At 71.1% G+C, this 14418-nt stretch carries 12 protein-coding genes and 1 tRNA gene; 6 read left to right on the top strand and 7 right to left on the bottom strand.

Annotated features, from left to right (window positions below):
- Positions 1–31: 31 nt before the first annotated feature.
- Positions 32–538: a disulfide bond formation protein B gene (locus tag BLV24_RS16425; protein ID WP_245710621.1), complete on the bottom strand. Its 507-nt coding sequence runs from the start codon at positions 536–538 to the stop codon at positions 32–34.
- On the bottom strand, positions 535–1116 hold the full coding sequence (locus BLV24_RS16420; protein ID WP_092683782.1) for a YqaA family protein: 582 nt from the start codon (positions 1114–1116) through the stop codon (positions 535–537). The genes BLV24_RS16425 and BLV24_RS16420 overlap by 4 nt, the downstream gene beginning before the upstream one ends.
- A gap of 135 nt (positions 1117–1251) precedes the next feature.
- On the opposite strand from BLV24_RS16420, the gene BLV24_RS16415 reads away from it, so the two are divergent.
- Positions 1252–1337, top strand: a tRNA-Leu gene (locus BLV24_RS16415).
- A gap of 503 nt (positions 1338–1840) precedes the next feature.
- Positions 1841–2614: a hypothetical protein gene (locus tag BLV24_RS16410; RefSeq protein ID WP_245710619.1), complete on the top strand. Its 774-nt coding sequence runs from the start codon at positions 1841–1843 to the stop codon at positions 2612–2614.
- A gap of 38 nt (positions 2615–2652) precedes the next feature.
- Here BLV24_RS16410 and BLV24_RS16405 read toward each other — a convergent pair whose 3' ends face one another.
- From BLV24_RS16405 to BLV24_RS16390, 4 genes are all read right to left on the bottom strand, one after another.
- Positions 2653–2838: a hypothetical protein gene (locus BLV24_RS16405; protein WP_143040338.1), complete on the bottom strand. Its 186-nt coding sequence runs from the start codon at positions 2836–2838 to the stop codon at positions 2653–2655.
- 171 nt (positions 2839–3009) lie between these two features.
- Positions 3010–4107, bottom strand: a complete 1098-nt coding sequence (gene ychF, locus BLV24_RS16400; protein WP_092683778.1) for a redox-regulated ATPase YchF — start codon at positions 4105–4107, stop codon at positions 3010–3012.
- A 164-nt stretch (positions 4108–4271) separates the two neighbouring features.
- Positions 4272–5030, bottom strand: a complete 759-nt coding sequence (pth, locus tag BLV24_RS16395) for an aminoacyl-tRNA hydrolase (protein ID WP_092683776.1) — start codon at positions 5028–5030, stop codon at positions 4272–4274.
- 208 nt (positions 5031–5238) lie between these two features.
- Positions 5239–5859: a 50S ribosomal protein L25/general stress protein Ctc gene (locus BLV24_RS16390; protein WP_092683774.1), complete on the bottom strand. Its 621-nt coding sequence runs from the start codon at positions 5857–5859 to the stop codon at positions 5239–5241.
- Positions 5860–6257: 398 nt separating this feature from the next.
- On the opposite strand from BLV24_RS16390, the gene BLV24_RS16385 reads away from it, so the two are divergent.
- The 3 genes from BLV24_RS16385 to BLV24_RS16375 are packed head-to-tail and all read left to right on the top strand — an operon-like array spanning position 6258 to position 9174.
- The gene (locus tag BLV24_RS16385; RefSeq protein ID WP_092683772.1) at positions 6258–7073 is read left to right on the top strand and encodes a (Fe-S)-binding protein; all 816 of its coding nucleotides are present in this window, start codon (positions 6258–6260) and stop codon (positions 7071–7073) included.
- The gene (locus BLV24_RS16380) at positions 7070–8509 is read left to right on the top strand and encodes a LutB/LldF family L-lactate oxidation iron-sulfur protein (protein ID WP_092683770.1); all 1440 of its coding nucleotides are present in this window, start codon (positions 7070–7072) and stop codon (positions 8507–8509) included. Before BLV24_RS16385 ends, BLV24_RS16380 begins: the two co-directional genes overlap by 4 nt.
- On the top strand, positions 8506–9174 hold the full coding sequence (locus BLV24_RS16375; protein ID WP_092683768.1) for a LutC/YkgG family protein: 669 nt from the start codon (positions 8506–8508) through the stop codon (positions 9172–9174). The genes BLV24_RS16380 and BLV24_RS16375 overlap by 4 nt, the downstream gene beginning before the upstream one ends.
- 273 nt (positions 9175–9447) lie before the next feature.
- On the opposite strand, the gene ypfJ is transcribed toward BLV24_RS16375, so the two are convergent.
- Entirely contained in the window at positions 9448–10428 is a 981-nt protein-coding gene (ypfJ, locus tag BLV24_RS16370; protein ID WP_092683766.1) for a KPN_02809 family neutral zinc metallopeptidase, read from the bottom strand.
- A gap of 279 nt (positions 10429–10707) precedes the next feature.
- On the opposite strand from ypfJ, the gene pyc reads away from it, so the two are divergent.
- A complete protein-coding gene (pyc, locus tag BLV24_RS16365; protein ID WP_092683764.1) occupies positions 10708–14151 on the top strand; it encodes a pyruvate carboxylase in 3444 nt (1147 codons plus the stop codon).
- The last annotated feature ends 267 nt before the right edge of the window (positions 14152–14418 follow it).

Genomic DNA, 14418 nt, shown 5'->3' with positions numbered 1-14418 from the left:
GGGTTCGCACCCGCCCTACGCGCGTTCCGACTCAGCTCCGACGCAGTGAGGCAGCCCAGAACAGGGCCAGCGCGACCGAGGCGATGCCGTTCCAGCTCGCCATCGATAGGCCCATCATCGACCACGCGACCTCATCGCAGCGGACCATGGGGGCCGCGCGGATCGCGTCGAGCAGCTGATCGGCGCTGAGATCCCCGCCGGGGCCGCCGCTGCATTCGGTGGGGCCTTCCCACCAGCCGCGCTCGACCCCGGTATGCATCAGCGCGATCCCCGCCCCGACCAGCATGGAGACCAGGCCGAGAAGGCGCAGGATCCGCGACTCGCGCAGGAACGGGACCAGCAGCAGCACGCCCAGCGCGATGCCGAGCGCATGCGGCCAGCGCTGCCAGAGGCACATCTCGCAGGGCGCGAGCCCGCCGAGATGCTGGAAGGCGAAGGCCCCGGCCAGCATCCCCGCGGATCCGGCGGCGGCGAGCCCGGCCAGAAGGGTGGGAACCGGCGGGCTCTCGGCCTCGCCGCGGGCGTCGGGACCGGTCACAGGGCGTATTTCACGACGACGAAGCCTCCGATGAGCAGGGCGACCGAGACGGTCGCGACCAGGCCCAGGCGGCGGTCGATGAAGTCGCGCGCCGCGTCCCCGTAGCGGTTCAGCAGCGCCGCGATGACGAAGAATCGCAGGCCCCGGGCGATGACCGACATCGCCATGAACAGCGCGAAGTTCAACTGGGTGACGCCTGAGAAGATCGTGATGACCTTGTAGGGGAACGGCGTCACGCCGGCGATCAGCACCGCCCACACGCCCTGGCCGTTATAGGCGTCGCGGATCTCCTCGAAGGCGTGGTCCTTGCCGTAGAATTCCAGCACCGGACGGCCGATGGAGGCGAACAGCTCGTAGCCGATATAGTAGCCCAGCGCCCCCCCCGCGACCGAGGCCGCGGTGCACACGCCCGCGATCCGCCAGGCCCGGTGAGGGGCGGCGAGGATCATCGGGATCATCAGCACGTCGGGGGGGATCGGGAATACCGAGCTCTCCACGAAGCTGACGGCCGCCAGCATCCAGAGAGCGTAGGGGGCCTCCGCCTGTCGCAGGACCCAGTCGTATAGCTTGCGCACCATGGTCGAAGGGTTAGCCGGGCGGCGGGGCGCTGTCCACGCGCGCGGGGGGGGCGGGGCGTATGCGCCGCAGGGGGCGGGTTCGGCGGCGCGCCGGCTTCCCACCGCGCGACGGATCGGGTAAAGCGTGCGGGCCGTGGCCGCTTGGTGGAATTGGTAGACACAAGGCACTCAAAATGCCTCGGGCTTTGCTCATGCCGGTTCGAGTCCGGCAGCGGCTACCACGGCGCCCTCCCTTCCTTCCAGCTCGTCCGTCGCCTGGATTTTCGGGGCGGCCGGCGTCTTGATTCCGGGCGCGAGGCTCGGCCCCGGCGTCGAAGTCGGCGGCCGAATCCAAGACGGGCCCTGCTGTCGCAGAGCCCGTCCCGGGGTCTCACTGGGGTGATGTCTTCGCCCGGCGGCTGGGGTGCTTCCGCTGGGCCTCCGAGGGTCAGGCCGACACTACGCAAATCAGTTCGCCGGACTGGGGGTCCGGCACGACCATCACCCTCGGAGCGATGGTGGGAACGCTACTCACATTTGTTAAGATAAGGTTAACGAATGCGGCCGCAAATCCTCCGTTTTGGTGAGGTCATTTTCCGCAAGTAATTGATAACGTTGCGTCGTGTTCATGTTGGAGGCGCCGCTGCCCGCCATGAGTGCCCCGAATCGATTCATGTCGGGCGGTCGCGGTTGATTTCCTGACGGAGGTGGGTGAGAACATAAAGGGAACAAGGGGGAGTCGCCGATGGGCCTGTCTGATCCGCATCTTCGCCGTCTGATCGGCGCCGACCTGCGCGGGCCGCGCGAAGGCGACGCCTGCCGCGGACCGCGCGATCGAGGGCGCGGCGCGCTGGATCTCGGGGGCGGGATCTCGTTGGTCCGGGGGCGGACGCACGAGGTCTGCGGTCCGGCGCGGGCGGTTTTCGCGGCGCTGGCGGCGGCCGCGGCGGAGGGCGGGCCGGTGCTGTGGATCCGGACGCCCCGGGGCGATGCGGGGCGGCTGAACGCCGACGGGCTGGCGGATTTCTTCGACCCGGGGCGACTGGTGCTGGCCGCGCCGCGCCGGCCCGAGGATGTGCTGTGGTGCGCGGAGGAGGCGTTGCGCTCGGGCGCCGCGCCGCTGGTGGTGGCCGAGACCCCGACGCCGCCGCGCCTGACCCCGGTGCGGCGGCTGCACCTGGCGGCGGAGGCGGGGGCGGAGGCCGCGCGCGATCGCGACCAGGGCGGCGACCGGGATGCGCCGGCGCCGCTGATCCTGCTGCTGACCGGCGGCGAGGGCGGCGCTGAAGGGGTGGAGACCCGCTGGCGGCTGTCGCCCGCGCGGCCCGGATCCGGAGGCGGGGCGGGGATGGGGACGGGGGCGGAGACCGGCTGCTGGACCCGGGGAGCGCCCCCGGCCTGGCGGGCGGAGCGGTTGCGCGCCCGGCTCGCCCCGCCGCGCAGCTGGCATGTCCGCCGCGCCGGCGCCCTGCTGACGCTCGATGCGCCGGAAGACGCCGGCAGCGCCGCCGCCGGCTGACCTCCGCCCGGACGTTCAGCCCGAGCCGTTCAAACCGGTCAGCCCACGCGGGCCATGTCGCGGGCCATGTCACGGGGCGGCGTCGCCTGGCTGGGCGCGGATGTCTCGGCGTCCCTGGCCGACGCCGACCGGGCCTGCGCGATGCCCGAGATCAGCACGCCCAGAGCCCCGCACAGGCTGTAGGCCAGGAACGCCGCCAGCAACGACCACCCGAAAGTCATCACGGCCGCGGCTCCGCCCAGTCCGGTCGCCAGACCAAATGCCATAGGTCCCACGCTCGATGTCCTCATGCTTCGATCCCCTGCTTCTCACCCGCAGTCAGGATCGCCTCGACAGGTGTAAGACCTGTTAAGACGCGCCCGCCCTTCTTCGGGACGGACACGCGCCGCTCATCGTCAGGCGTTGAAGAGGAAGTGCAGGACGTCGCCGTCGGCTACCTTGTAAGTCTTTCCCTCAACACGCATTTTCCCGGACTCCTTGGCGCCGCTCTCGCCCTTGAAGGTCACGTAATCGTCGTAGGCGATGGTCTCGGCGCGGATGAAGCCGCGCTCGAAATCACCATGAATGACCCCGGCCGCCTGGGGCGCGAGGGCGCCGGCGGGGATCGTCCAGGCGCGAGCCTCCTTGGGGCCGACGGTGAAGTAGGTGCGCAGGCCTAGCAGCTCGTAGCCGGCGCGAATCAGGCGATCGAGGCCCGGCTCCTCCAGCCCCAGATCGTCGAGGAACTCGGTGCGCTCCTCGTCGGAAAGCTGGGCGATCTCCTCTTCGATCGCGGCGGAGATCACCACCGAAACCGCGCCCTGCGCCTTGGCCATCTCGGCCACTTTCGCGGACTGGGAATTGCCGGTCGCGGCCGAGGATTCCTCGACATTGCAGACATATAGCACGGGTTTGGAGGTCAGGAGCTGAAGGCCCTCCCAGGTCTTCGCATCCTCGGCGTCGATCTCCACGGTGCGGGCGGGGCGGCCGTCGTCCAGCGCCACCTTGGCGAGGCGCAGGAGGCGGTCCTGGGCCACGGCCTCGCGGTCGCCGCCGCGCAGCTTGCGGGAGAGGTTGGCCAGCCGGCGCTCGATCGACTCGAGGTCGGCGAGCATCAGCTCGGTCTCGATGATCTCGGCGTCGGAGAGCGGGTCGACGCGGCCCTCGACATGGGTGACGTCGTCGTCCTCGAAACAACGCAGCACATGAGCCACCGCGTCGGTCTCACGGATATTGGCGAGGAACTGGTTGCCGAGACCCTCGCCCTTGGAGGCGCCCTTCACCAGGCCGGCGATGTCCACGAAGGTCAGCCGGGTGGGAATGATCTCCCGCGATTTCGCGATGTCCGCCAGGGCGTTGAGCCGGTCGTCGGGGACCGCGACCTCGCCCACATTGGGCTCGATCGTGCAGAACGGGAAGTTGGCCGCCTGGGCCGCGGCGGTGCGCGTCAGGGCGTTGAACAGCGTGGACTTGCCCACGTTCGGCAGGCCGACGATGCCGCATTTGAAGCCCATGGAGCGCCCCTCAGTTTCGATCCGGGGCGCCCCGATGACACGCGCGGGGGGCTGCGTCAAGCTATCGCAACGGCAAACAGGGGCACTGTGCGCGGGATGTGAACAATGGCCATGCCGGAGCGGTTTCGCGTCGGGACGGAGGGGGCGTCCCGCCTGCGAAACGGTCAGGAGAAGCGGCGTTTCAGCTTCTCAAGCGGCGAGAGGGTTTCGGCTTCGGCTTCGGGTTCGGGCGACGACGCCGGCGCGGCGGAAGACGGGCGAGCCGGGTCGGCGGAAAGGCGCGTCTCCCTCGGGCCCTCGGGACGCGGCCCCGGGGGCTTCCCGGGCGCCGGCTTGCGCGGCGGCTTGGGGCGCTGGGGCGTGGTGCGCAGGGCGACGGCGTTCATGAAGCCCGCATCGTCCCTGGCGGCCAGCGCCCGGGCCCCGTCCGACACGCCGCGCAGCAGGTCGTCGAGCCATTGCTCGTCATACTTGGAGAAATCGTGGAGCACGTAGCCCGACACCAGCTCCTTGCGTCCGGGATGGCCGATGCCGAGCCGGACGCGCCCGTAGTCCGGCCCGCAATGCTGATGGATCGAGCGCAGGCCGTTATGGCCGGCATGGCCGCCGCCCCGCTTGGCGCGGCACTTGCCGGGGGCGAGGTCGAGCTCGTCATGCAGGACGGTCAGGTCCTCCACCGGGATCTTGTGGAAGCGCATGGCGGCGCCGACCGACTGGCCCGAGAGGTTCATGTAGGTCGAGGGCTTGAGCAGGATGACCTTCTCGTCGCCCAGCCGGCCCTCGGAGACCTGGCCCTGGAACTTGTCGCGCCACGGGCCGAAGCCGTGGTCGTCGGCGATGCGGTCGAGCGCCATGAAGCCGATGTTGTGGCGTTGCCTGGCGTGTTCGCGCCCCGGATTGCCGAGGCCGACGAAGAGCAGCATGGGCGGAGCCTCCGGGTTGCGGGTCGGTGCAAGGGAGGTAACGCGGGGGCGCGGCGGGAGCAAGCGCGGGGGGCGCGGCGGGAGCAAGCGCGGGGGGCGCGGGCGGCGGGATGAGGCGGACGAGACGCGAAAACGCCCGCCGCGAGGGATCGCGGCGGGCGTCGATGCAGTCGGTCGGGCGCCCGGAGCCGGGCGGCCGGCGCGAGGATCACTCCTCGGCGGCTTCGGCTTCCTCGGCCTCGGCGGCCTCCTCGGCGATCAGGCCGGAGGGGGCGGTGATGTTGGCGATCACGAAGTCACGGTCGGTGATGACCGGCTTCACGCCCTTGGGCAGGGTCACGTCCGAGATGTGGATGACGTCGCCGAACGTGCGGTCGGTCAGGTCCACGGTCACGTGATCGGGGATCGCGCCGGCGATCACCGACAGCTCCACCTCCGGGCGCACCACGGTCAGCACGCCGCCCTTCTTGAGGCCCGGCGCGGCTTCGTGGTTCTCGAACTCCACGGGGATGTGGAGCGCGATGCGCGACTTCTCGGTCAGGCGCAGGAAGTCGACATGGGTCGGCAGATCCCGGACCACGTCGCGCTGCACGGCGCGGCAGATCACGCGGGAGTCCTTGCCGTCGACCTTGACGTTGTAGAGGGTCGAGCGGAACTTGCCGGCCTTCAGGCGCTTGAGCAGCTCGTTGTGCTTGACGTTGATCGCGATCGGGTCGGACCCGCCGCCATAGATAACGCCGGGAACAAGCCCCTCGCGACGCGCGGCGCGGGCAGCCCCTTTGCCCGTGCCGGAGCGGGCGGTGGCTTCGAGAATCGGAAGCTCGGCCATCGTCGATCTCCTTAAAAGTGTTTCACAGGCGGCGGGCCTCCAGGGGTGTCCCTGCCGCAGAGGCGGGCCATTACCCGAATTCCCCCGCCGCGTCCAGCGGCAAGCCGCGGCGGAAGGCGCCCGGCGGACGGGCGGGCGGCGCGAAGCGGGGGCCGGAGGGAGCGGTCGGGGGCGACGGCCCCGCCGCGTCCGCCGATGTCTTCACGTGGTTCCGGGGCATGTTTCCGACGCTTGTTTCCGGGCATGGCGGAACATTTGCGCATCGTCTTCGGATCGGAGACGATGCCCCCGACCTCTCCCGCTCCCCGGCCCGCCGCCGGGCCTGCCGAACCCCGAACGGCTTGCCGCCGCGACCCCGGCGCGCGTAACAGGGAGGGGCGAACCAAGGAGGCGGTTACATGACCCCAGAGACCCAGGCGCCCGAAACCCAGGCGGCCGAACAGGCGCGACCGCCGAAAATCGCGTTCATGGCGACCTGCCTGGTCGACCTCATGCGGCCCTCGGTCGGCTTCGCCGCGGTCAAGCTGCTGGAGGACGCGGGCTGCGACGTGCGGGTTCCGCAGGGACAGACCTGCTGCGGGCAGCCGGCGTGGAACTCGGGCGACCGGGCCAACGCCAAGCGCCTGGCGCGCCGGACCATCGAGGCGTTCGAGGATTACGACGCGGTGGTGCTGCCCTCGGGCTCCTGCGCCGCGACGATCATCAAGGATTATCCCGAGATGTTCTCGGCCGGCGACCGCTGGCGGGCGCGGGCCGAGAAGCTGGCCGCCAAGACCTTCGAGATCACCGCCTTCCTCGCCGATGTGCTGCCCGACGCGAAGGTCGCGGCCGAGGCCCCGGCGGGGGTGGGCAAGGTGACCTATCACGACAGCTGCTCGGGGCTGCGCAGCCTCGGGATCAAGGACCAGCCGCGCGCCCTGCTGGGGCGGGTGAAGGGGGTCGAGGTCTCGGAGATGGTCGAATCCGAGGTCTGCTGCGGCTTCGGCGGCACCTTCTGCGTGAAATACCCCGAGATCTCGGAGCGCATGGTCGCCGACAAGGCCCGCAACGCCGAGGAGAGCGGCGCGGAGCTGCTGCTGGCCGGCGACCTGGGCTGCCTGATGAACATGGCCGGGCGCCTGACCCGCGAGGGAAGGCCGGTGAAGGCCCGCCACGTGGTCGAGGTGCTGGCCGGCATGACCGACGGACCCGCGATCGGGGAGGGCTCGAAATGACCCATCAGCCGACGACCCCGCAGTTCAAGGCCAATTCCCGCGCCGCCATCGCCGATGGCGGCTTGCAGGAGCAGATGACCAAGGCGCTGGGCAATTCCATGGCCAAGCGGGCCTACGCCTCGGGCGCGCTGCCGGAGTTCGACCAGCTGCGCGACGCGGCGCGGGACCTGAAGAACCACACGCTGGCGCATCTGGACCTGTACCTGGAGGCATACGAGTCGAAGGTGCAGGCCGATGGCGGGCAGGTCCACTGGGCCGAGACCGCGGAGGACGCGCGCGAGATCATCCTGAACATCTGCCGGAGCGTGGACGCGACGTCCGTCAACAAGGGCAAGTCGATGATCTCGGAGGAGATCGGGCTGAACGATTTCCTGGAGGAGAAGGGGATCGCGCCGGTCGAGACCGACCTGGGCGAATACATCATCCAGCTGCGCAAGGAGACGCCGAGCCACATCATCGGCCCGGCGATCCATGTCACCGTTCCGCAGGTGCGCGAGGCGTTCCGCACGCATCACCCGCATCTGCCCATCGACCGGGACCTGGAGGGGCTGGACAAGCTGCTGCTGGAGGCCCGCGCCGAGCTGCGCGCCAAGTATTTCGAGGCGGAGGTCGGGATCACCGGCGCCAACATGCTGATCGCGGAGACCGGGCAATCGGTGATCGTGACCAACGAGGGCAACGGCGACCTGAGCCAGAGCCTGCCGAAGGTGCATATCGTCATCGCCTCCATCGAGAAGGTGGTGCCGACTCTGGAGGATGCCTCCACGGTGCTGCGGGTGCTGGGACGCTCGGCCACGGGGCAGGAGATGTCGGTCTACACGACCTTTTCCGCCGGGCCGCGGCGCGAGGAGGACCCGGACGGGCCGGAGGAATACCATGTCGTGCTGCTGGACAACGGCCGCTCCGCGATGGTGGGGACCGAGTTCCAGGAGATGCTGCGCTGCATCCGCTGCGGGGCCTGCATGAACCATTGCCCGGTCTATCGCTCGGTGGGCGGGCACGCTTACGGCTGGGTCTATCCGGGGCCGATGGGGGCGGTGCTGACGCCCTCGCTGATCGGGCTGAAGCAGGGGGGGCAGCTGCCCAACGCCTCCACCTTCTGCGGGCGCTGCGAGGAGGTGTGCCCGATGCGCATCCCGCTGCCCAAGATGATGCGGCACTGGCGGGAGCGGGAGTTCGAGCGGCAGCTGACGCCGGCGGGGACGCGGCGGGGGCTGCGGTTCTGGGCCTCGGCGGCGGCGCGTCCGGGGGTGTACCGGGCGGGGGCGCGGCTGGCGGCCTGGGGGCTGCGGCTGTTGTCCTCCGGCGGGCGGGTCAAGCGGTTGCCGCTGGCCGGCGCCTGGACGGATGTGCGGGATTTCCCGGCGCCGGAGGGGGGGACCTTCATGGATCGCTACAGGCCCGATGCGGATGGCAAGCGGGGGGCGAAGCGATGAGCGGTCGGGTCCGGATCCTGTCGCGGCTGCGCCGGTCGTTGAGCGAAGAGGCGGGGGTGACCGACGAGGAAAGGCGCGAGGCGGTGGCCGCAAGGCTGCGGCTGGCCGGCGCCCAGACCGCGCCGGTGCCCGAGATCGCGCGCACCGAGGGCGCGGCGATGCTGGAGCGTTTCGAGGCCAAGCTGCGCGGCGTGGACGCGACGGTGACGCGGCTGGGCGCGATGGCGGATCTGCCCGGCGCGATGGTGGAGGAGCTGCGCGCCCGCAACCTGCCCCGCGCCATCCGCATGGGCGAGGAGCCGGATTTCGCCGGGCTCGACTGGGCCGAGCTGGACGCCACGCGCGGGGTCGGGCGGCTGGAGGAGCCGGCGACGCTGAGCCGCGGCCTGTGCGGGGTGGCGGAGACGGGGACGGTGGCGTTGCGCTCGGGCCCCGACAACCCGGTGACGCTGACCTTCCTGGGCGAGACGCATTTCATGGTGCTGAAGGCCTCGGACGTTGTGCCGGGGCTGGAGGAGATGTGGGCGCGGGTGCGCCGGGCGGGGCCGATGTCGCGCACGGTGAACCTGGTGACGGGGCCGTCGCGCTCGGCCGATATCGGGCAGGTGCTCCAGCTTGGGGCGCATGGGCCGGTGGCGGTGCACGTCTTCATCGTCGAGGACTGAAGGAACGGGCGGGACGGGTTGGGCGGGCCCGGATCCGGCGGGACGGGGTCGGGCGCTCGATCCTTGCGGATCGTCGCCCCGCCCGCCGTCCCCCCGGGCGGCTCGGGGGGCCAGACCCGTTCGCCCAGGCCATGGCCGGGATCGGGCGAGTTGGGTGAGGCGCGCGCCCCGCGCAACCCGGCGCCGTCGGTTCCGGGCCGCGCGGGCGCGACCGGGCGACGGGCGCGCGGGTCGACGCGCGGCTTCGGTCGGGGGGGCGGGCGGCCGCGCGCCTCAGAGCGCCCCGTCCGCGAAGCTGTCGCAGGAGGCGATGGTTCCGCCCTCGAACCCGCGCTGGAACCAGGCGCGGCGCTGCGCGGACGTGCCGTGCTGGAACGTCTCGGGGCGCACCACCTGGCCGGCCTCGCGTTGCAGCGCGTCGTCGCCGATGCGGGCGGCGGCGTTCAGGGCCTCGTCCACGTCGCCGGGCTCCAGGCTGCCGAACCGTTCCTGCGCGCGCATCGCCCAGACGCCGGCGAGGCAGTCGGCCTGAAGCTCGACCCGCACCTGCACGGCGTTGGCGGCGTCGGGGCTGGCGGCCTCGGCCTGCGCGGCGCGAGCGCGGTCGAGCACGCCGAGCTCGTGCTCCACATGGTGGCCGATCTCATGCGCGATGACGTAGGCGGCGGCGAAATCGCCCTCGGCGCCCAGCCGCTGGGAGAGTTCGTCGAAAAACGCGGTGTCGAGATAGGCGCGGCGGTCGGCGGGGCAGTAGAACGGCCCCGCCGCCGAGGTCGCCCCGCCGCAGGCCGAGCGGACGGCGCCGGTGAACAGCACCAGCCTGGGCGGGTCGTAGGGGCGGCCGAGCTCGGCGCGGAAACGCTCGGCCCAGACCTCCTCGGTGTCGGCGAGGACCACGGAGACGAATTCGCCGGCCTCGCGCTGGGTCTGGGAGAGGGTCGCGGTCCCGCCGGAGGGGGCGAGGCCGCTCCCGCCGCCGCCCGTGCCGCCCCCGCCCATGCCCCCGCCCATGTCGTCGAGCAGACCGCCCTGCGAGAGCGCGCCGATGACCATCACCGCGAACAGCACGATCATGCCGAGGCGCGAGCGGGGCAGGGCGATGCGACGGCCCGCGCCGCCGAACCCGCCCGGCCGCCGCGAACGGCCGGAGCCGGAGCCGAAGCCGCCCGGAAGCCGGGAGCGGAACACGGGTCGGGAGGACTGGCCGCGCCGGTCCTCGATATTGTCGCTGCCCCTGCGGCCTCGCCATTTCATGCCGGTGTCCCCCTTCGGCGCCTGCGTGCGTCGCAGCGGGACCGGGCCCCGCGCGTGGGGAGGACCATAGCGGTGAACAGGGCGGAAGCGCGGCGGAAATCGAGCGTGGGTTGGGGGAAAGGCCCGCGCGGGCCGGAGATGGCGGCGTTCGGGGGCTTCGCTGCGACGCAGCGAAGGCTCTTGCCCCCGACGCGGTTTCGGTGTCGGCTCGGGGCCGGGGCCATGCGCCCCGTTCCGATGACGTCCCGCCCCCTATCGGCCACGCGGAGCCCGCCAGAGATGAAGAAATTCGAGAAGATCCTCGTCGCCAACCGCTCGGAAATCGCCATTCGCGTGATGCGCGCGGCCAACGAACTGGGCAAGCGGACCGTCGCGGTCTACGCGGAGGAGGACAAGCTCGGCCTGCATCGGTTCAAGGCGGACGAGGCCTACCGGATCGGCGAGGGGCTGGGGCCGGTCGGGGCGTATCTGTCGATCGAGGAGATGATCCGGGTCGCGAAACTGTCGGGCGCCGACGCGATCCATCCGGGCTACGGGCTGTTGTCGGAGAACCCGGAATTCGTGGACGCCTGCGACGCGGCCGGGATCGCCTTCATCGGGCCGACCTCGGCCACGATGCGGATGCTGGGCGACAAGGCCAGCGCCCGGCGCGCGGCGGTGGAGGCCGGGGTGCCGGTGGTGCCCGCGACGGAAGTGCTGGGCGAGGACATGGCCGAGACCGAGCGCATGGCGGAGAAGGTCGGCTATCCGCTGATGCTCAAGGCCAGCTGGGGCGGCGGCGGGCGCGGGATGCGGCCGATCATGTCCCCCGACGAGCTGGCCGAGAAGGTGCGCGCCGGGCGGCGCGAGGCGGAGGCGGCCTTCGGGAACGGCGAGGGCTACCTTGAGAAGCTGATCCTCAAGGCGCGGCATGTGGAGGTGCAGATCCTCGGGGACAAGCACGGGTCGGTGGTGCATCTGTTCGAGCGGGACTGCTCGGTCCAGCGCCGCAACCAGAAGGTCGTGGAGCGGGCGCCGGCGCCCTATCTGTCCGAAGAGCAGCGCGCCGAGGTCTGCGAGCTGGGCCTGCGCATCTGCCGCCACGCCAATTACGAATGCGCCGGCACCGTCGAGTTCCTGCAGGACATGGCGGACGGCAAATTCTACTTCATCGAGGTCAATCCGCGGGTGCAGGTCGAGCACACGGTCACGGAGGAAGTCACCGGCATCGACATCGTGAAGGCGCAGATCCGGATCGCCGAGGGCGCGACCATCGCCGAGGCGACCGGCGCGCCGGGGCAGCATGCGATCCAGCTTCGCGGCCACGCCCTGCAATGCCGGGTGACGACCGAGGACCCGACCAACAATTTCATTCCCGATTACGGCCGGATCACCGCCTATCGGGGGGCCACCGGCTTCGGCATCCGGCTGGACGGGGGCACGGCCTATTCGGGCGCGGTCATCACCCGCTACTATGACAGCCTGCTGGAGAAGGTGACCGCCTGGGCGCCGACGCCGGAGGAGGCGATCGCGCGCATGGACCGGGCGTTGCGGGAATTCCGCATCCGCGGCGTGGCGACCAACATCGCCTTCGTGGAGAACCTGCTGAAGCATCCCAGCTTCCTCGACAGCACCTACCATACCAAGTTCATCGACGAGACGCCGGAGCTGTTCGACTTCGCTCCGCGCCAGGACCGGGCGACCAAGCTGCTGCACTGGATCGCCGACGTGACCATCAACGGCCATCCGGAGGCGGGCGCGCGGCCACGCCCGCCGGCCCATGCGCGGCCGCCGGTGGCGCCGAAGCCCTCGGCCCCGGTCACCCCGGGCACGCGCGATCTGCTGGAGGCCAAGGGGCCGGAAGCGGTGGCCGAGTGGATGCTGTCGGTGCAGCGCCTGCTGATCACCGACACCACCATGCGCGACGGGCATCAGAGCCTGCTGGCCACGCGGATGCGCACCCATGACATGACGCAGGCGGCGCCGGCCTATGCGGCGAACCTGGCGGGCCTGTTCTCGGTCGAGTGCTGGGGGGGCGCGACCTTCGACGTGGCCTACCGCTTCCTCGACGAATGCCCCTGGCAGCGGCTGCGGGACCTGCGGACGCGGATGCCCAACCTGCTGACCCAGATGCTGCTGCGCGGGGCCAACGGGGTCGGCTACACCAACTATCCCGACAACGTGGTGCAGCGGTTCGTGGGGCAGGCGGCGGCCTCGGGCGTGGACGTGTTCCGGGTGTTCGACAGCCTGAACTGGGTGGAGAACATGCGCGTCTCGATGGACGCGGTGCTGGAGACGGGGAAGATCCTGGAAGGCACGATCTGCTACACCGGCGACATCAACGACCCGGATCGCGCCAAATACGACCTGAAATACTATGTCGGCATGGCGCAGGAGCTTCGGGCCGCGGGCGCGCATGTGCTGGGGCTCAAGGACATGGCGGGGCTGATGAAGCCCGCCGCGGCCGGGCCTCTGATCAAGGCGCTGAAGGAGGAGACGGGGCTGCCGATCCACTTCCACACGCATGACACGTCGGGGATCTCGGCCGCCACGGTGCTGGCCGCCGCGGCGGCGGGGGTGGATGCGGTGGACGCGGCGATGGACAGCTTCTCGGGCCTGACCTCGCAGCCTTGCCTGGGCTCCATCGTCGAGGCGCTGCGCCATACCGACCGCGACACCGGGCTGGACCCGGCCAGGGTCCGCGAGATGTCGGATTACTGGGAGCTGGTGCGCCTGCAATACGCCGGCTTCGAGAGCGAGATGAAGGCCGGCGCCTCGGAGGTCTATCTGCACGAGATGCCGGGCGGGCAGTTCACCAATCTCAAGGCGCAGGCGCGCTCCATGGGGCTGGAGGAGCGCTGGCACGAGGTCGCGGCGATGTATGCCGAGGTCAACCGCATGTTCGGCGACATCGTGAAGGTGACGCCCAGTTCCAAGGTGGTGGGGGACATGGCGCTGACCATGGTCTCGGCCGGGCTGACGCGGGCGCAGGTGGAGGATCCGGAGGTGGATGTGAGCTTTCCCGAGTCGGTGATCGGGATGCTGCGCGGCGACCTGGGCCAGCCGCCGGGCGGGTTCCCGGAAGGGATCGTGAAGAAGGCGCTGAAGGGCGCGGAGCCGGACACCACGCGCCCCGGCGCGCGGGTGGCGCCGGCGGATTTCGACAAGGTGCGGGCCGAGGCGCAGGAGGCGGTCGGGGGCGTTCCGCTGGATGACGAGGACCTGTGCGGCTACCTGATGTATCCCAAGGTGTTCGTGGACTACACCAAGCGCCATGCGGAGTTCGGGCCGGTGCGGGTGCTGCCGACGCCGGTGTTCTTCTACGGGATGGAGCCGGGCGACGAGGTCGAGGCGGAGATCGAGCCGGGCAAGACCCTGCAGATCCGGCTCTCGGCCCGGGGCGAGACCGCGGAGGACGGCACGGCGAAGATGTTCTTCGAGCTGAACGGCCAGCCGCGGGTGGTGGTGACGCGGGACCGCAAGGCGGCGGCGAATGTGCAGGCGCGGCCGAAAGCGGACGTGACCAATGCGGCGCATGTGGCGGCGCCGATGCCGGGGGTCGTGGCCTCGGTCGCGGTGGAGGCGGGCAAGGCGGTGAAGGCCGGCGACATGCTGCTGACCATCGAGGCGATGAAGATGGAGACCGCCCTGCATGCCGAGCGCGACGGGGTGATCAAGGCGGTGCATGCGGGGGCGGGGTCTCAGGTCGACGCCAAGGATCTGCTGGTCGAGTACGAGGTCTGATCGGGGCCTGATCGGCGCTTGACCGGGGGGCGCGGCCGGGGGGGCCTCGCGTCCCGATCCGGGCCGCGTCGCCCGCCCGCCCGGCCCTCCCCCCCCGGCTTGCGGGGACGGGCCCGCGGGGCTTTCCGGCGGAGGGGCTGATCGGCGCCGTTGTGCGGCGGTTCCGCCGGGCGCCCCGGGTTCCGCGCCGGCCCGGCGCCCGGAGGCCGTTCGCGCGCGGGGCGGGGGCCGGCTTCGTCCGCCGCTCTCACGCCGGGCTTTCATTTC

This window comes from Albimonas donghaensis (assembly GCF_900106695.1).
In the GTDB taxonomy this organism is placed as follows: domain Bacteria; phylum Pseudomonadota; class Alphaproteobacteria; order Rhodobacterales; family Rhodobacteraceae; genus Albimonas; species Albimonas donghaensis.
The sequence above is the reverse complement of the archived record's forward strand: the minus strand, read 5'-3'. Positions and strand labels throughout refer to the sequence as shown.

What these genes read in the sequence shown, in the direction of transcription:
- BLV24_RS16410 (WP_245710619.1), top strand. Translation starts at nt 1,841, where the DNA reads ATGGGCCTGTCTGATCCGCATCTTCGCCGTCTGATCGGCGCCGACCTG.
- ychF (WP_092683778.1), bottom strand. Translation starts at nt 4,107, where the DNA reads ATGGGCTTCAAATGCGGCATCGTCGGCCTGCCGAACGTGGGCAAGTCC.
- pth (WP_092683776.1), bottom strand. Translation starts at nt 5,030, where the DNA reads ATGCTGCTCTTCGTCGGCCTCGGCAATCCGGGGCGCGAACACGCCAGG.
- BLV24_RS16380 (WP_092683770.1), top strand. Translation starts at nt 7,070, where the DNA reads ATGACCCATCAGCCGACGACCCCGCAGTTCAAGGCCAATTCCCGCGCC.
- BLV24_RS16390 (WP_092683774.1), bottom strand. Translation starts at nt 5,859, where the DNA reads ATGGCCGAGCTTCCGATTCTCGAAGCCACCGCCCGCTCCGGCACGGGC.
- ypfJ (WP_092683766.1), bottom strand. Translation starts at nt 10,428, where the DNA reads ATGAAATGGCGAGGCCGCAGGGGCAGCGACAATATCGAGGACCGGCGC.
- BLV24_RS16385 (WP_092683772.1), top strand. Translation starts at nt 6,258, where the DNA reads ATGACCCCAGAGACCCAGGCGCCCGAAACCCAGGCGGCCGAACAGGCG.
- BLV24_RS16375 (WP_092683768.1), top strand. Translation starts at nt 8,506, where the DNA reads ATGAGCGGTCGGGTCCGGATCCTGTCGCGGCTGCGCCGGTCGTTGAGC.
- BLV24_RS16420 (WP_092683782.1), bottom strand. Translation starts at nt 1,116, where the DNA reads ATGGTGCGCAAGCTATACGACTGGGTCCTGCGACAGGCGGAGGCCCCC.
- pyc (WP_092683764.1), top strand. Translation starts at nt 10,708, where the DNA reads ATGAAGAAATTCGAGAAGATCCTCGTCGCCAACCGCTCGGAAATCGCC.